The following is a 15290-nucleotide window of genomic DNA, read 5'->3' on the forward strand; positions in this document are numbered from 1 at the left end:
GTCTAGCCAAATATTTAATTATCAAACAATATAGGTGTTAAGGCCCACTTTTCCAGTACCCCATCCGAGCTTATCGTCGTAAGCATATTGCTATCTGAGATGTGAAGATCATAAACGGTGCTGCCCAGATTCAGTTGTGCAATTGGCCAACTGACAACCTCTTTTCCCGACGCTAATTCCCATAACGAAATATATTCCTTAGACGAAGTGGTTAGCAGAAATTTGTCGTCAGCGACAAACTGTGCACCACGAAAAAATTTGAAGCGCTGAGGATAGGATAGAGATAACACTTGTTCACCTGTATGAGTATCAATGAATTTTTGGTCTTGCAGTGCGTCAGATACGAACAGCCAGTTTTCATTTTGTGACAATGCCAAACTGGTAATACGATGAGGCAGCTTATAATCTACGGTGACTTCTTTACTCTGTAACTCAAGCCTTTTGGCGTGACCGTCTAAAGAAGCAGAGTAGAGCGAGGTCAAGTTACGATTAAAAATCAAATGTGTAATGCTGCTTTCATGTAGGTTTATTCTGGTGATGATCCGCTCGTCTAAACTCAAAAGTAGTACGCTACCATCATTGTAGCCAAGCGCGATAAGCTCTTCGTCACTTGACCACAGAGCCTTAGTAACGCGAATAAATGAGTCAAACTTAGGTAATGAATAACTGACAACTTCGTTTGAATGCAATTGCCAGATGTTGAGTTGGGTGTCCGAAATACTCAGAATACTGCGTTTGCTCGGTGCTATTAAAGCGTCATGAAAAGTAAGTTGGTATTTACTTCCCTCAATTTCTTTAATCAGTTGTTGGCTTTGATTATCCCAAACTTGTAGTAAATGATCGTCAATGAGTAGTAAGGTTAGCGCCGCGTCACTTGAAAGTTGTGCGAGACTAACCGGCAACTGAGTCAATTGTATTTGCTCTGCTGGCACTAAAGTTTGCCTTTTGCTGCACCCGGCGAGGAGAAGCAAAGCGACTATCATTGAGTAAAACGCGAGTCTCATTCTGTACCTTAAGTTTTAGCCTTTCCCTCTTTCTTAAAGAAAGTTAAACACATCCTAATGACAATACCAAAAATGGCTTGTGCTGTATTTATATATCGGCGTAAGGTAAAGCTCCATTAATATTAACCTTGGAGTATGGAGTGAAAGGGTTTCTTGGTTTGGTGTTACTTGCTGCAATTTGGGGTGGCTCATTTTTATTTATGAAAGTAGCTGCTGGTGTTCTTGGTCCTGCTGTACTCATTGAATTTCGAGTCTTATTTGGAGCGCTAACGCTCGCCGCGGTTGCTTTAGTATTAAAGCGCAATTTACATTTTTGGCGGTACAAAAAGCACTTTTTAATCCTCGGGCTGTTTAACTCAGCATTACCTTTTATGCTATTTGCTTATGCCGTGCAAACGCTAGATGCTTCTATGCTCTCAATTTTAAATTCAACCGCACCATTTTGGGGTGTGCTAATCAGCGTGTTTTGGCTAAGAGTGCCGACTCAAAAATCGGTGTGGCTAGGTTGTGGGTTTGGGATTGCAGGTGTTATCACGCTAGTTGGGTTGGATAGCACAGTATTGGATGAGGGCGCATGGCTGCCTATTATTGCAACCCTGTGTGCGACTCTGAGCTATGCAGTGGCCTCTCATTACACCAAAACGGCACCAAAAATGAGCGCATTTAATCATGCCCATGGTAACTTATGGGGCTCTGCGCTATTAGTATTGCCTTTTATTTGGTTTATGCCAATAAGAGAAATGCCTGACACTACAGAGATAAGTGCGGTAGTCGGACTTGGCGTATTATGCACAGGTGTTGCCTATATTCTCTATTTTAAGTTAGTTGAAGATCTCGGTGCTGCGTCTGCTTTATCCGTTACTTTTTTAATTCCTGTGTTTGGGATTTTATGGGGACATCTATTTTTGCAAGAGCAAATAGGTGCTAACACAATCCTTGGCAGTATTTTAGTTTTGCTTGGAGTGAGTCTAGTGACTGGGCTACAGGAAAAGGTCTTTCCAGCAAAAGCGATAAAGGAGTCGTAGATGAGAGGTGCAGGCCCCTTAACAAAGGGCGGTCAAAAAAGCGTTTCTCAGAAACGATAAAAGGGCCTAAAAGGCCCTTTGGTGAAGTATCGTTCAAGTTAGTGTGGTCACTTTAACCCCTTAAAGCAACCAACCAATTGTTTTGCAACTGCGGCTTATCTCAATAAGTTTCTAAGCTAGCGAGAGGAAGAAACCTGCAATTGCTGCACTCATGAGGTTAGCCATAGACCCTGCTAACACTGCTCTGAGCCCTAGGCGAGCGATATCCTTTCTACGACTTGGGGCCATACCACCAAGTCCGCCTAGTAAGATGGCAATCGACGATAAGTTAGCAAATCCACATAAAGCGAATGTGACAATCGCTTGAGTGTGTGTGCTCAACGTATCGCGATAATTCATATAATCTAGGTAGGCAACAAACTCGTTAACTACCAGTTTTTGGCCGATAAAACTACCTGCCGTCACGGCTTCCGACCAAGGTACCCCAAGTAGCCAAGCAACAGGGGCAAAGACGTAGCCTAAAATTTCTTGTAGCGTCAGTGTTGGGTAATCAAAAATTCCACCAATACTGCCTAGTAAACCGTTTAGTAGCGCAATTAGTGCCACAAACGCAAGTAGCATCGCACCTACGTTCAGTGCTAAGTGCATACCGCTTGATGCACCTGATGCTGCTGCATCAATTACGTTTACTGGTTTATCATCACCACTATCTACATCAGATAGGTTTTCGTGTGGCTTCTCAGTTTCTGGCACAATCATTTTTGCCATTAAGAAACCACCAGGGGCTGCCATAAAGCTCGCGGCAATGAGATATTTAAGCTCAACACCAATCGCCACATAGCCCGCCATAACGGAGCCTGCCACTGTCGCCAAACCGCCTACCATAACTGCAAACAACTCTGATTGCGTCATTTTTGGAATAAACGGTTTTACGATCAAAGGAGCTTCCGTTTGACCGACAAAAATATTTGCCGTAGCTGAAAGCGACTCTGGTCGTGACGTTTGCAGCAGCTTTTGTAAGCCACCACCCAAAATTTTAATGATCCAGTTCATAATACCAAGGTGATACAACACAGCTACGAGCGCTGAGAAGAACACGATCACTGGTAACACCTGAATCGCAAAGATAAATCCTAGCGAGTCTTGTTTGGCTAATGGCCCGAACAAGAAACCGATACCGTCATTAGCATAGCTAATCACCTTGGCAACTGCGCTAGACATCGAAGCTAGTACATTTTTACCTGCTTCAATAAAGAGTACAAAGCCACCAATAAGGACTTGTAGTAAAAATGCAACGCCTACGGTGCGCTTATTAATAGCACTGCGATTTGTAGAACACGCAAATGCTACGCCTAGGAGCATCATCATGCCCACTAAGCTCATAATTGTTGTCATGCCAATTTCCCGTTATTCTTGTAGCAAATATTTTATTTTACTTTTAATAATATCAATCGCAACGCGATTCATACCGCCACGGGTCACAACCAAGTCGGCATTATGCTTGGATGGCTCGATAAACTGATAAAACATCGGTCTTACCGTCGCCTGATATTGTTCTACCACAGATGACAGACTTCTTCCTCTGTGCTCTATATCTCTTTGCATGCGACGCAGCAAACAAATATCCAAAGGTGTATCAATGAACACCTTGATATCAAACTCTTCACTTAATGCAGGATCGCTCAGCAGTAATATACCCTCGACGATTAGTATCTTAGCAGGGTTTACTATTCGGGTTTTATCACTACGTGTATGCTGTCCGTAATCGTAGGTAGGAACCTCTACGGATTCACCTAGGCGAAGCTTAGTTAAATGCTCGCGTAACAACTCGTGTTCAAACGCATCAGGATGATCATAATTCGTTTGAGTACGATGCTCTATAGGTAAATGCGATTGATCTTTATAATAGGCGTCCTCTTCGATTACCGCGATAGTGCCTGAGGCAAGCTCATTCACTAATTCGTTGTAAATCGTTTGACTAAAAAGAGACTTACCAGACGCAGATGCGCCAGCTATGGCTATAATAGTTCGTGTCACTAAAGTTCACACCCAGCAGTTGTTTATGTTGGAAGATCACAATAGCAAAAAAGACACGATTAATCTCTTTTGCCTCGCTTAATGAGCAAATTTAACGGGTTTGGCGTACTCAAAACAGGACTTATGTCCGCTTGAGGGCGACAGAGCTAAATTAGCAAGATCGCAGCTTTTCGTGAATTTTGTGACTATTTTATTACAGCGGACTTATGTCCTGTACGATTTTTTTAACCAAACATAAAGTAACCAACGCTTAAGGTAACCATGTATTTAAGAATAAATAACAGCCTGAGCAGTATAGAGAGGTATCTATGGCAAGAGCAATCATTTTAATGGCAGATAGCCTAGGTATTGGCGCAGCACCGGACGCAGAAAAGTTTGGTGACGTAGGCGCGAATACTCTCGCTCATTTATTGCAAGCGTATAAAGACGAAAAAGGACAAGCTTTAGACTTACCTAATCTTTCTAAGCTAGGCCTTATTGCAGCGTGTGAAGCTGCAGGTAAAGAAACCTGCGCTGTGGCGCAAACCATAGAGCCTAGTGCTGCTTGGGGATATGCAAAAGAATTATCGAGTGGTAAAGACACGCCGTCTGGCCACTGGGAAATGGCAGGGGTGCCAGTATTGTTTGATTGGGGTTATTTCCCAAATACTAACCCATGTTTCCCACAAGAATTTATAGATGAATTGTGCAAACGTGCAGAGATCCCAGGTATTTTGGGTAATTGTTACGCATCGGGCACAACGATTTTAGAACAGCTGGGTGAAGAACATGTGCAAAGCGGTAAGCCGATTTGTTACACCTCAGTTGATAGCGTCTTTCAAATAGCCGCTCATGAACAATCGTTTGGACTTGACAAGCTTTATCAAGTATGTGAAATCGCACGGGCACTGCTTGATGAAATGAATATAGGACGAGTGATTGCGCGGCCATTTATAGGCACTTCAAGTGCCGACTTTATTCGTACCGGTAACCGCCGAGACTATTCGGTATTACCACCTTCGCCGACTGTGCTAGATAAATTAGCCAATGACGGTGGTGAAGTAATTAGTATTGGTAAAATTGCAGATATCTATGCGCATCAAGGGATCACGCAAAAGCACAAGGCGCCGGGTCTTTTGAATTTGCTAGCGAAGACAAGCGAAGTGATGGACACAGCGCCAGACCACAGCCTTATCTTCACCAACTTAGTCGACTTCGACGAAAAGTTTGGTCACCGCAGAAATGCAGTGGGATATGCAGAAGCACTTGCTGAGTTTGACGCATTTTTACCGGAAATTATTGCCAAACTAAAAGCTGATGATTTGCTTTTAGTGACTGCCGACCACGGTTGCGACCCAACTGCTGAAGGCACAGATCATACGCGAGAGTACGTGCCTGTATTGGCATATACACCGGGTATGAGCAATACTCCGTTAGGAGAAAGACAAAGTTTTGCTGACATAGGTCAAACGCTTGCCCAGTGGTTTGATTTAGATGCAACGCAGTACGGTGAAGGCTTTAAGGCCGAGATAAAAGCCTAACTAAAGGAAACAATATGAGCACTCCACACATTAGCGCAAAGCCAGGTGATTTTGCAGAAACGGTATTAATGCCGGGCGATCCACTAAGAGCAAAGTACATTGCAGAAAACTTTTTGGAAGATGCTCGTCAGGTAACTGACGTTCGCAACATGTTTGGTTTCACTGGTACTTATAATGGTAAACCAGTTAGCATCATGGGTTCAGGCATGGGCATTCCATCTATGTCTATTTATGCTCGTGAGCTTATTGTTAGCTTTGGTGTTAAAAACCTGATCCGCATCGGTACATGCGGTGGTATTAGCCAAGACATCAAGATCCGTGATGTGATCTTTGCGCAAGGTGCAAGCACAGACTCAAATGTGAATCGTGCTCGTGTACGTGGCTACGATTTCGCTGCGATTGCTGATTTTGGTTTACTAGAAAATGGCGTAAATGCTGCTCGCCGTTTAGGTATTGATGCAAAAGTTGGTAATGTTTTCACCACAGATACTTTCTATCAAGCTGATGGTGAATTTTATAAAGAATTAGATAAGCTAGGCGTAATGGCTGTTGATATGGAAACAGCCGGTTTATATGGCGTAGCTGCTGAGTATGGTGCAAAAGCGATGGCATTGTTCACAGTTAGTGATCATGTTATTACTGGTGAAGCAACGCCACCAGAAGAGCGTCAAAGCACGTTTAATGAAATGGTTAAAATTGCACTAGAGTCCATTTAATACAATTTGAAAAGTTCCTTGGTAACGTAATCGCAGAGTTTTGGAGACACGCCTAAAACAAAGCGAATCACACCCAAAAAAGCCGCTTTAAGCGGCTTTTTTTTTGATCTTTGTCCATCCGAAATTCCCATATCTAGTTTAAACTACATAAAGGTGGTAGAGTTTTTCTAATGATAAGGTATTGGTGTTGGGCGATGGCTATTTTTGTTTTGGGCTTTTTAGCATTAATGGCGAATGCCGAAGTTGACTTAGATGCGTTTGAGTCTCTGGTCAAAAATGCGCCTGATGACGCGCTTAAAGTATACCAAAACACGATTACTCGGAAGGATCTTTCGGCTCAAGATTTATACCAACTCCATTATCAAGCGATTAGAGCAAGTGCGAGCACATTCAATAATGTCATTTTGATTAAGGCGGTAGATAGTCTTAAAACACCACCTTTTAAGGCTTTGGCGGATGAGGATAGGGCGAAGATTCTGACTAATATTGGTGTTGGGTATCGTCGTCGTAACCAGAATGAACAAGCTATTTGGCATTATCGGTGTGCAATGAATGCCACGGCCAGTTTACAGTACAAGTCTGCACTAAAAGTAAATATTGCGATTGCGTACACACGCCTTGAACAACCCGCTATCGGTTATAGCCTCTTAAAAAGTGTGGATAGAGAAATGTTACCAAGCTTTATGCAAGCGGGACTGCTAACAGCACTTGGCAATGCAACATTTGCACTGGGTGAAGTGGACAAGGCACTTAGTTATTTCATTGAAGCGGCGACCCATTATGCACAAGATGAAAACTATAGGGCTGTGAAGCAAGTATCAATCAATAGCCTTGGTATATATGTACTCAACTCTGACTTTTCCAACTATCATAAGGTGCTTGCTGATATTGCGTTAGAGTCCTCTCTAGTCGATGATAATCAGCATTACCTTGGTTGGTTGCGAGAGCTGGTATACCAGCTAGAGCAAAACCAGCCAGTAACCGTGTCGACAACCATGAAAGCCTACTCACTTGGCGCCGCGAATGCAGGATACGCTTCTATGGTGAATGCGCATATCGACGAATTTAATTTGTCGCTGCCGAAGGTCACTTCACAGCTTACTATCAGAGATCCGCTTCCTGTTGAATTGGGGAAAGCCTGGTGTCCGAACCGTTGACAAAGCTAATTTTTTTGCCATGGTTATGTTATTGCTAAATAAATACAGCTTGTGAGTCTAGGAGAAATAATGTCGCAATGGGTAAAAGGAGAAATCGTCGAAGTCATAGATTGGACGCCAACATTATTTAGTATCAAATTTAAAGCAGATATCGCGCCGTTTAAAGCGGGTCAATATACTAAATTGAGTTTGCAACAAGGGGATAAACGCATTGCACGAGCTTATTCCTTTGTGAACCCGCCATCAGAGTCAATTCACGAAGTTTTGTTAGTCGAAGTGCCAGGCGGCAACCTTTCTGTGCCTTTGCATCAGCTACAGGTTGGTGATGTGCTTGACGTAGCTTACCAAGCAAATGGATTTTTTGTACTAGATGAATTACCGCCTTGCGATACACTTTGGATGATAAGTACAGGTACGGCTATTGGGCCATTTTTATCTATGCTCAGAGAAGGTGAAGTGTGGCAAAAGGTGAGACAGGTGATCCTTATTCATGGCGTGCGACAGAATGCAGACTTATATTACCGCGAACAGCTTGAGCAATTGCAACAACAAAGAGACGGCTTTACTTATGTGCCGCTCGTTACGCGGGAAAAGCCAGAGCTCGGTTGTCAGGGCCGCGTCACTGAACTGATAGAAAATAAGCAATTATTAACTCATCTAGGCTATAAGCAGTTTCCTGATAATAGCCATTTTATGCTTTGTGGTAACCCCGAAATGGTGAAACAACTAAGTGCTCAATTGCAGAGTATGGGATATGAACGCCACAGGCGAGCCAAGCCTGGGCAGATCACCGTTGAACAATATTGGTGATCCTATGCAGGCTCGTGTTATTGATCTCTTGTGCATATTACTGCTGGTAATCGCGAGTATGGTGTCTGCAGCTCCAAAGGTAATTAGGGTCGTGGACGCAGCTGAAGAAAATGGCACACCGCAGAACCAATATTTTTTGTCAGTCTTGCGGCTAGCATTGGATAAGTCACGAGAGCAATATGGTGAGTACTGGATAGAGCCGATTGATCTACCAATAAATCAGTCAAGGCAATTTAAGGAGCTGCTAAAACACAACATTGATGTATTCTGGACGGTCTCAACTGCCGCTAGAGACACTCAAGCAAAGCCTGTGGCCATTCCCATAGCGTTTGGCAGCTTTGGTATAAGGGCACTGGCAATGAACGTGGCCGACAGCGGCCAGCTGAATGTGCATTTATCATTAGCTGAGCTACAAAAGTTCAACGTCATCTTAGGGCAGGATTGGCCTGACGTTCAGGTTTTTGAAAAAGCGGGATTTACGGTAGAAAAATATGTTGATGGGTTGGCAGTTTACAGAGTGCTTGCAAATAGTGCCGGTAAGATTTTTCCACGAGGTATCATTGAAGTCGTACCTGAGCTCAAGGCGTTCGATAACAAGCAAGTGATTTATGGCGAGAAGAACCTGTTGCTCTATCCTTCAATGGTTTACTTCTATGTCCGCAAAGAAGATATTAAACTGTATAAACGTCTGGAATATGGCTTAACACAAGCGCTTGAAGATGGCTCTTTGGCTGCGCTTTTTTACGACAGTACGATGATGGCTGAGTTGAAAAAGCACTTTAATTTACAAGGTGCCGCCATCCATCAAATTGAAAATCCGTTGATTATTTCTAAAAAGCAGCTCGACTCGATTTCTCAATTACAAATCGAGCTGCTAAAACACCTTAATTATTCACCAGCTCGTTAAAGCTTTGGTTATCTGCAAGGCTTGCAAACGCTGGCTCGTGTTGTAACTCGTTCTTTAAGTTAGGCGCATACTCCAAAGCCATACGGATGTCGGCCATCGCATCTGCGTGCTTATATAGCATGGAGTAAGCACATGCTCGTTGCCAATAGGCATAACCATAATCACTGTCAATTTCTAATGCTTGATTACACAAAGCAATTGCCGTGTTGGTTTGACCAAGCTCTAACAACGCATCAGCTTTGTAGGCAATCGCCTCTACATCTTCCGGTTTGCGATTTAGGATCTCATCGTAAATCTCAATTTTAGAGTTCATATCACTCTCAAGGTTTGCCCGCATCCACAGAGAGTGTACTTCATTCGTTATGGATATCTTCTTCTGGTTATTGAGGATTTCTTCAGAGCGTTCGCGTAATTTCTCTTCAATAACCTGAAGGCGCTTTTCATATTCATCGGTGATCGCGCCAACGCGCAGACTAACTATATCTTCAACTTTACTCTTAATATCTCTAAAAGAAGTCCAACCAACGACAACTAAGATAGATGCAGCTGCTGTGATCAAAAAGAGCACATTATTGATGGTATCTGTGGTGTAGGTAATAGCGCGATCTGCAGTATCTAGCTGAGAGTGACTGATTTTCTTCTCTATATCAGCTCTTAAGCGCATTTGATCTTCTCTGACTGCTCTTAATTCATCAAGAATATAACGCTCAATTAGAGGTCTATACATCGGCTCCTGTAATTGTGACAAAGCCTGCTGTTGTTGGTTTTCTGTCGGTTTTTTTGGCGTGGCTTGCTCATTCGCCATGGAAGTAAAACTACAAGCGACGAGAAAGAGAAATAGTACTATGCTTTTCATATTGATGTTCTTGAAACTTTATATTCTTAATATGGTGCATGAGTTAAGGTGGAATTGCAAAAAGTGGAGAAGAAATATTGCCTTATGTGACTAAATTAGCGGTTTATTGCCTGATTATACTCTCTTTAATCAATTTGAGTGCTTATGCAAAAGATCTACTAGTGGTAACCGAAGAGTGGAAGCCATATAACTTCACCAATGACGAAGGGGAGGTTGTTGGGAGAGCAACAAAGAAGGTGAGGGAGGTACTAGTAAAAGCAGAAATTGACTACGAGATAAAAGTGTACCCTTGGGTACGGGCGATGAAAATTGCTAAAGAGCGCCCTAATACAATGATTTACTCAATTTACCGTACTGCTGAGCGTGAAGCTGACTACGAGTGGGCATGTCCTTTGATCCGCCCTGTGGGCGTGTATTTTTTCAAACTAAAAACGCGCAAAGATATTAAAATTGCCTCATTGGAAGATGCTAAGCAGTACACCTCTGCGGTAGTAAAAGGCAATATCTATTATGATTTTTTGATTCAACACGGGTTTAGTCAAGGAGAGCACTTAGTCGTTGCCGCCGATTCTAAAAGCTTTTATAAACTCTTTTTCAAAGGGCGTATAGACCTAGTAATGTCAACAGAATATATCATGAGTGAGGAACTTAAGGCGGCTGGGCTCAATTATGATGAGGTTGTGCCTCTGATAGAAGTAACCAAAGCGACTCAACAGCGTGGCTGTATGGCATTTAGCAAGGAGACAAATCCTGTACTTATAGATCGAGTAAGACGCGCACTGGCGAAGCATAATCAAGAATTTGTCGGACCATAAAGGCTAATGCTAATTTGATAGTTATGGGGTGATTTTTCATCATCAAGTACTGGTTATCGATTACCCTGTTTGAAGCTAGGCTAAGTATAAAAAGAAAAGCGCACCAAGCGGTGCGCCTAATCAGTGCCATGGTGAAGGGGGAGGTTAATCAAAGGTGTTACACCAATCAAACCCTTCAATATGGTAAACGAATGCACAACAAAAAAGGATCAACACATTTTAAAGTTTTGCAGCTTGCTGCACGACAATAGCGTGACGTTTTGCCAGTCTTTGATGATCTCTATCGTACCCACCGCCAATCACGGTCGCAACGGGAACACCATATTTTTGACATAGCCTAAGCACCAATGCATCTCTTTTAGCAATGCCAAGCCATGATATGTCTAATTTACCTAAGTTATCACCTTGCCAAACATCGACACCCGCGTCATATAGTACAATATCTGGATTGAGGTCAATCAACAATGACTCAAGTGTGTGCGCAACCGTTTCTAAGTATTGTGTATCACTGACCCCTATTTCTAAGCCAATATCCAGATCACTAGCGTGTTTACGAAATGGGAAGTTTTTCTCACAGTGGATTGAGCAAGTGTATACATACGGGTTGTGCTTCAACATGGCGGCGGTGCCGTCACCTTGATGAACATCCAAATCAAAGATTAACGCATTGGTGATCTGATGGCTGTTGAGCAGATGTGTGGCTGTATAAGCGAGATCGTTCACCATGCAAAAACCAGAGCCAAAATCATAATGCGCGTGGTGCGTGCCACCGGCTAAATGACATGCAATGCCATGTTTTAGCGCAAGTTCTGCAGTCTTTAGCGTTCCAAGCGGTGCAGTAAAAGTACGTGCCATAAGCTGCTTCGACCAAGGTAAACCTATACGTCGCATCATTTTATCGTCGAGTTGGTTACGCCATAAGTCCCAAATATATTGATCGCAGTGTACATTTTCGAGTGGTGAGGGATCACCAATTTTAGGGCTAATAACATTGTTGTGAATGAGCCCTAACGCATCAACTTCTTGATATAGACGCGCAAATTTACTCATTACAAAGCGATGCTTTGGATCAAAACTAAACGAATAATTCGAATGATAAACGAGCGGTAAGTTTGGGTTGTTCAAAAATAGCTCCGTGAATAGCGACAATTCAGTTTAGCAATATTGCCCTCCAAAGCCGAGTGCTTTCCTCGCTATCTTGTTTGCATTATTTCATCTACAGGTATTTGTGACACGCTTATTCCTGTTCTATGTTTATGTAACAATCTTTTCATAATTAGGGATACTTAGAATGAAAAGTGTTAAGGCAAAACTTATTTCCGCGGTCACCGCCGGTTTAGTAGTAATGCTCGTCGGTGCGATGCTCACCATCTTTGTGATGAAACGTGTTGCAGAGCAGTATGACGGCATGATAGCTAATGAATTGGCTGCTCGCGAGCAAATTAACATGGTGCTCGATGATTTTAAAACTCAAGTTCAAGAGTGGAAAAATGTGCTTATTAGAGGGAGTGACTCTGCTCAACTAGAGAAGTATTGGTCGAGATTCGAGACCAAAGAAGCAGACGTACAAAAACAACTCAGTTCAATTGTATCCGCTCATTCGTTACCAACTGCTCTAGAAAACAAGTTACGTGAATATCAAAAGGAACATCTACTCTTAGGGCAAAAGTATCGCGAAGCGGTGGAGTTATTCAAAAGTTCAAATTTTGATATCAGTCTCGCCGATGCATCTGTAACTGGAATAGATCGGCAAGCAAGTGTTTACTTACTTGAAATTAATGAACAAATTAATGCATTAGTAGACGCGAGAACGAGTGAAGTAGTTGCGACAAAAAATCAACTGGTTTTTTTTAGTACCATAGCGCTTATCCTTGTTGCGCTTGTGACTTTGGGGTTATTGACTTGGTACATGCAGCATTTAATCACTCGTCCAATCCGTCGCGCATCCGATGTGGCTAATGCAATTGCAAGTGGTCGACTAGATAACAATATTGTTGTTCACAGCGATGATGAAATAGGAATCTTGCTGGACAACTTACGCCAAATGCAAGCTAATTTGCTTGAGGCAACTCAAAAGCTAGAGATGCAAGCAAAAGAGAATTTACGGATCCGTTATGCGCTAAATAATGTAGCCGCACCAGTACTTTTGTGTGATGGCAATAACCAAGTGATCTATGTAAATGCACAATGTGAGTCTTTATTCAATCGCTATCGCACTGTATTAAACGTCCCTGTCGAAGTTGTTGATCATCCTATCCCCGAGGTATTACTTAGCAGCTCCACTGCATTGCACCAAGCTGCTGGGCAATTAGTACGCCAGTTGGAATGGGAGTGGTGTGCAGCTGACGTAATCATCGCGGCCACTGCTAATCCGGTTTCCGATCAAGGTGGTAAGGTTTTGGGTACGGTGTTTGAATTTAAGGATTTAAGTCAGACGAGACGTGCAGAACAACAGGTTGAGCAGCTCATTAAGTCCGCTTCTGACGGTAAGTTAAGCGAACGTCTTAACCTTGAAGGGTATGTAGGCTCCATGAAATTAATAGCCAGTGGACTTAACAAACTACTTGATGCTGTTGAGCAACCCATTAGCCAAACAAAACAATATCTTACTTCGCTTTCAAGAGGAGAAATTCCTGAACAGATCAGTGGTGAGTTCAAAGGGGAGTTTGCGCAAATTCATCTAGCCTTGCAACGTGCCACCTCATCGCTTTCGTTGCTTATTGAGGATACTTACAGTTTAGTTGCTGCTGCGGGAGAAGGGGAGCTCTCTTCTCGGGCAGATGAGGCTAAGCACCAAGGCGAGTTTCGTAAAATCATTCGTGGTGTCAATGAAACGCTTGACGCGGTCTCCAAACCCGTTGCTCTCACAAGCGGATATCTAGAAAGTATCGCTAAAGGTGAATTACCAGCCTTAACGAATGATGGTTATAAAGGGGAGTTTGATAGCATTTATCAAAGTCTCTCAGCTTGTGTTAGTGCGATACAGTTAATGCTAACAGATGCTGAAAAGCTTGCTGAAGCGGCCAGCGAAGGAGACTTACATCATAGAGCTGATACCGATATGCATCATGGAGCTTATGCCAGCATAATTGACACAATGAATGAAACGCTAGACTCAATAGAAGCCCCGCTTAAGGAATGCATGAATGTGATGGATGGGCTTTCTCAAGGTAACTTAACACGTCAAGTTGAAAAAAGTTATGCGGGCGATTTTGCACTGTTGAAACAATCGGTGAATACCAGCGTTGGCAATTTAGCTAACATGATGCAAAAGCTACTCGCTATGGCGGAATCCATTACCGTGTCGGTACAGCAGATCACTACAGGTATCGAAGAGTTAAGTGAGCGTTCTTCTTCTCAAGCTGCATCTGTTGAGGAAACACGAGTGTCAATTGGTGAAATTACCGAAACTGTACATTCAAACGCCAGTAATGCGCAATCTGCTAATAAGTTGGCAATTGAAGTAAACCAGCAAGCTCAGCAAGGTGGGAAGGTAGTTGAAGCAACGATTGAGGCAATGACCGAAATTAGTAAGAGTGCTAAAGAAATACTCACCGTCATCGAGGTCATTGATTCTATTGCGTTTCAAACTAACTTATTAGCGCTGAACGCTTCTGTAGAAGCAGCAAGAGCTGGAGAAAAAGGAAAAGGTTTTGCTGTCGTTGCCTCAGAAGTGAGAAACTTAGCGCTGCGAAGCGCAAGCGCCTCAAAAGACATATCTGAGCTGTTGGGAAGCAGTAACATCAAAGTGAAGCAAGGATCTAAGCTGGCCTCAGAATCCGGTGAGACGTTAAAAACCATCGTGGAAAGTGTGTACGGACTTGCATCCCAAGTGCAAACTATCGCGGAGGCTTGCAACACACAATCAAGTGGTATTGAGCAAATTAATCTAGCCATTAAGCAAATTGATGGTATCACACAACAAAACAATACCTTGGTAGAGATGACGAATGCCTCAGGGCTGTCATTGTTGAGTAAAGCCAATGAATTGCGAGAGATGGTTGAGCAGTTTGATATCGGCAAGACTAAAGCGGAGTTGATGAAAGTGGTGAGCTAAGGGTCAGCAAAATCTAGGGCCTGTTGATCTTTCAAGTTTGTTTTTGCAGCAGTTTGATTGGAATTTATACAAGGCAGAGCCAGCGTAGCATAGTCATTCTATGTAAGTCTGGCGATAAAGACTTTGTGCTCCTGCAAAGTCACCTTACCCCACATCCTTGTGGGGCAACACAGTAGAAATGCTAATCAAGCGCTGCCCTTTGGGTTCATCTGAGTGCGCTTTGTTCATTGTTGCTCAACTTTTGCCTAGATTACTAGGCGGCAAGTCGAGCGTCGCGACCAAAACACACTCAGAAGAACAAAAATCAAACAGCAAAGGTCAACAGGCCCTAGCACATACGGTTGCTGATTTTATTGTTTTTAGGAACATCACATGACATGATTGGA

General features: G+C 42.9%; 14 protein-coding genes. 9 read left to right on the top strand and 5 right to left on the bottom strand.

Features of this window, described 5'->3' with window-relative positions:
- Positions 1-14: 14 nt before the first annotated feature.
- Positions 15-932 (bottom strand): WD40 repeat domain-containing protein, encoded by a 918-nt coding sequence (locus tag CWC29_RS21045; protein ID WP_239966013.1) that lies wholly within the window; start codon positions 930-932, stop codon positions 15-17.
- A gap of 212 nt (positions 933-1144) precedes the next feature.
- Here CWC29_RS21045 and CWC29_RS21050 point away from each other — a divergent pair, with 212 nt between their 5' ends.
- Entirely contained in the window at positions 1145-2029 is an 885-nt protein-coding gene (locus CWC29_RS21050) for a DMT family transporter (protein WP_128727458.1), read from the top strand.
- 171 nt (positions 2030-2200) lie between these two features.
- On the opposite strand, the gene CWC29_RS21055 is transcribed toward CWC29_RS21050, so the two are convergent.
- Together CWC29_RS21055 and udk are read right to left on the bottom strand one after the other, a co-directional pair.
- Complete coding sequence (locus tag CWC29_RS21055; RefSeq protein ID WP_010369948.1) at positions 2201-3424, bottom strand: NupC/NupG family nucleoside CNT transporter; 1224 nt, start codon at positions 3422-3424, stop codon at positions 2201-2203.
- 12 nt (positions 3425-3436) lie between these two features.
- Entirely contained in the window at positions 3437-4066 is a 630-nt protein-coding gene (udk, locus tag CWC29_RS21060) for a uridine kinase (protein ID WP_010603723.1), read from the bottom strand.
- A gap of 308 nt (positions 4067-4374) precedes the next feature.
- On the opposite strand from udk, the gene CWC29_RS21065 reads away from it, so the two are divergent.
- The 5 genes from CWC29_RS21065 (at position 4375) to CWC29_RS21085 (ending at position 9176) form a co-directional block, all read left to right on the top strand.
- A complete protein-coding gene (locus CWC29_RS21065) occupies positions 4375-5586 on the top strand; it encodes a phosphopentomutase (RefSeq protein WP_138523376.1) in 1212 nt (403 codons plus the stop codon).
- Positions 5587-5600: 14 nt separating this feature from the next.
- Positions 5601-6302, top strand: a complete 702-nt coding sequence (deoD, locus tag CWC29_RS21070) for a purine-nucleoside phosphorylase (protein ID WP_128727456.1) — start codon at positions 5601-5603, stop codon at positions 6300-6302.
- A 194-nt stretch (positions 6303-6496) separates the two neighbouring features.
- Positions 6497-7459 (top strand): hypothetical protein, encoded by a 963-nt coding sequence (locus CWC29_RS21075; RefSeq protein ID WP_128727455.1) that lies wholly within the window; start codon positions 6497-6499, stop codon positions 7457-7459.
- Between the two features lie 69 nt (positions 7460-7528).
- On the top strand, positions 7529-8269 hold the full coding sequence (locus tag CWC29_RS21080) for a ferredoxin--NADP reductase (protein ID WP_138523374.1): 741 nt from the start codon (positions 7529-7531) through the stop codon (positions 8267-8269).
- Positions 8270-8273: 4 nt separating this feature from the next.
- A complete protein-coding gene (locus CWC29_RS21085; protein ID WP_193554570.1) occupies positions 8274-9176 on the top strand; it encodes a hypothetical protein in 903 nt (300 codons plus the stop codon).
- On the opposite strand, the gene CWC29_RS21090 is transcribed toward CWC29_RS21085, so the two are convergent.
- A complete protein-coding gene (locus CWC29_RS21090) occupies positions 9154-9981 on the bottom strand; it encodes a TPR end-of-group domain-containing protein (protein WP_235956734.1) in 828 nt (275 codons plus the stop codon). The genes CWC29_RS21085 and CWC29_RS21090 overlap by 23 nt on opposite strands.
- A 137-nt stretch (positions 9982-10118) precedes the next feature.
- Here CWC29_RS21090 and CWC29_RS21095 point away from each other — a divergent pair, with 137 nt between their 5' ends.
- Positions 10119-10847 carry a substrate-binding periplasmic protein gene (locus CWC29_RS21095; protein ID WP_328820809.1) on the top strand — a complete coding sequence of 243 codons (729 nt, stop codon included), beginning with the start codon at positions 10119-10121 and terminating at the stop codon, positions 10845-10847.
- A gap of 219 nt (positions 10848-11066) precedes the next feature.
- On the opposite strand, the gene CWC29_RS21100 is transcribed toward CWC29_RS21095, so the two are convergent.
- Complete coding sequence (locus CWC29_RS21100; RefSeq protein WP_128727450.1) at positions 11067-11972, bottom strand: histone deacetylase family protein; 906 nt, start codon at positions 11970-11972, stop codon at positions 11067-11069.
- Positions 11973-12138: 166 nt separating this feature from the next.
- Here CWC29_RS21100 and CWC29_RS21105 point away from each other — a divergent pair, with 166 nt between their 5' ends.
- Both CWC29_RS21105 and CWC29_RS24170 read left to right on the top strand, forming a co-directional pair.
- Entirely contained in the window at positions 12139-14904 is a 2766-nt protein-coding gene (locus CWC29_RS21105; protein ID WP_138523370.1) for a methyl-accepting chemotaxis protein, read from the top strand.
- 178 nt (positions 14905-15082) lie between these two features.
- Positions 15083-15280: a hypothetical protein gene (locus tag CWC29_RS24170; protein WP_138523368.1), complete on the top strand. Its 198-nt coding sequence runs from the start codon at positions 15083-15085 to the stop codon at positions 15278-15280.
- The last annotated feature ends 10 nt before the right edge of the window (positions 15281-15290 follow it).

Source organism: Pseudoalteromonas galatheae (genome assembly GCF_005886105.2).
In the GTDB taxonomy this organism is placed as follows: Bacteria; Pseudomonadota; Gammaproteobacteria; order Enterobacterales; family Alteromonadaceae; genus Pseudoalteromonas; species Pseudoalteromonas galatheae.

Bases quoted from the DNA above. Each gene is read 5' to 3' on its own strand.
- CWC29_RS21055 (WP_010369948.1), bottom strand. From the start codon at position 3,424: ATGACAACAATTATGAGCTTAGTGGGCATGATGATGCTCCTAGGCGTA.
- CWC29_RS21065 (WP_138523376.1), top strand. From the start codon at position 4,375: ATGGCAAGAGCAATCATTTTAATGGCAGATAGCCTAGGTATTGGCGCA.
- deoD (WP_128727456.1), top strand. From the start codon at position 5,601: ATGAGCACTCCACACATTAGCGCAAAGCCAGGTGATTTTGCAGAAACG.
- CWC29_RS21075 (WP_128727455.1), top strand. From the start codon at position 6,497: ATGGCTATTTTTGTTTTGGGCTTTTTAGCATTAATGGCGAATGCCGAA.
- CWC29_RS21080 (WP_138523374.1), top strand. From the start codon at position 7,529: ATGTCGCAATGGGTAAAAGGAGAAATCGTCGAAGTCATAGATTGGACG.
- CWC29_RS21085 (WP_193554570.1), top strand. From the start codon at position 8,274: ATGCAGGCTCGTGTTATTGATCTCTTGTGCATATTACTGCTGGTAATC.
- CWC29_RS21090 (WP_235956734.1), bottom strand. From the start codon at position 9,981: ATGGCGAATGAGCAAGCCACGCCAAAAAAACCGACAGAAAACCAACAA.
- CWC29_RS21105 (WP_138523370.1), top strand. From the start codon at position 12,139: ATGAAAAGTGTTAAGGCAAAACTTATTTCCGCGGTCACCGCCGGTTTA.
- CWC29_RS24170 (WP_138523368.1), top strand. From the start codon at position 15,083: ATGCTAATCAAGCGCTGCCCTTTGGGTTCATCTGAGTGCGCTTTGTTC.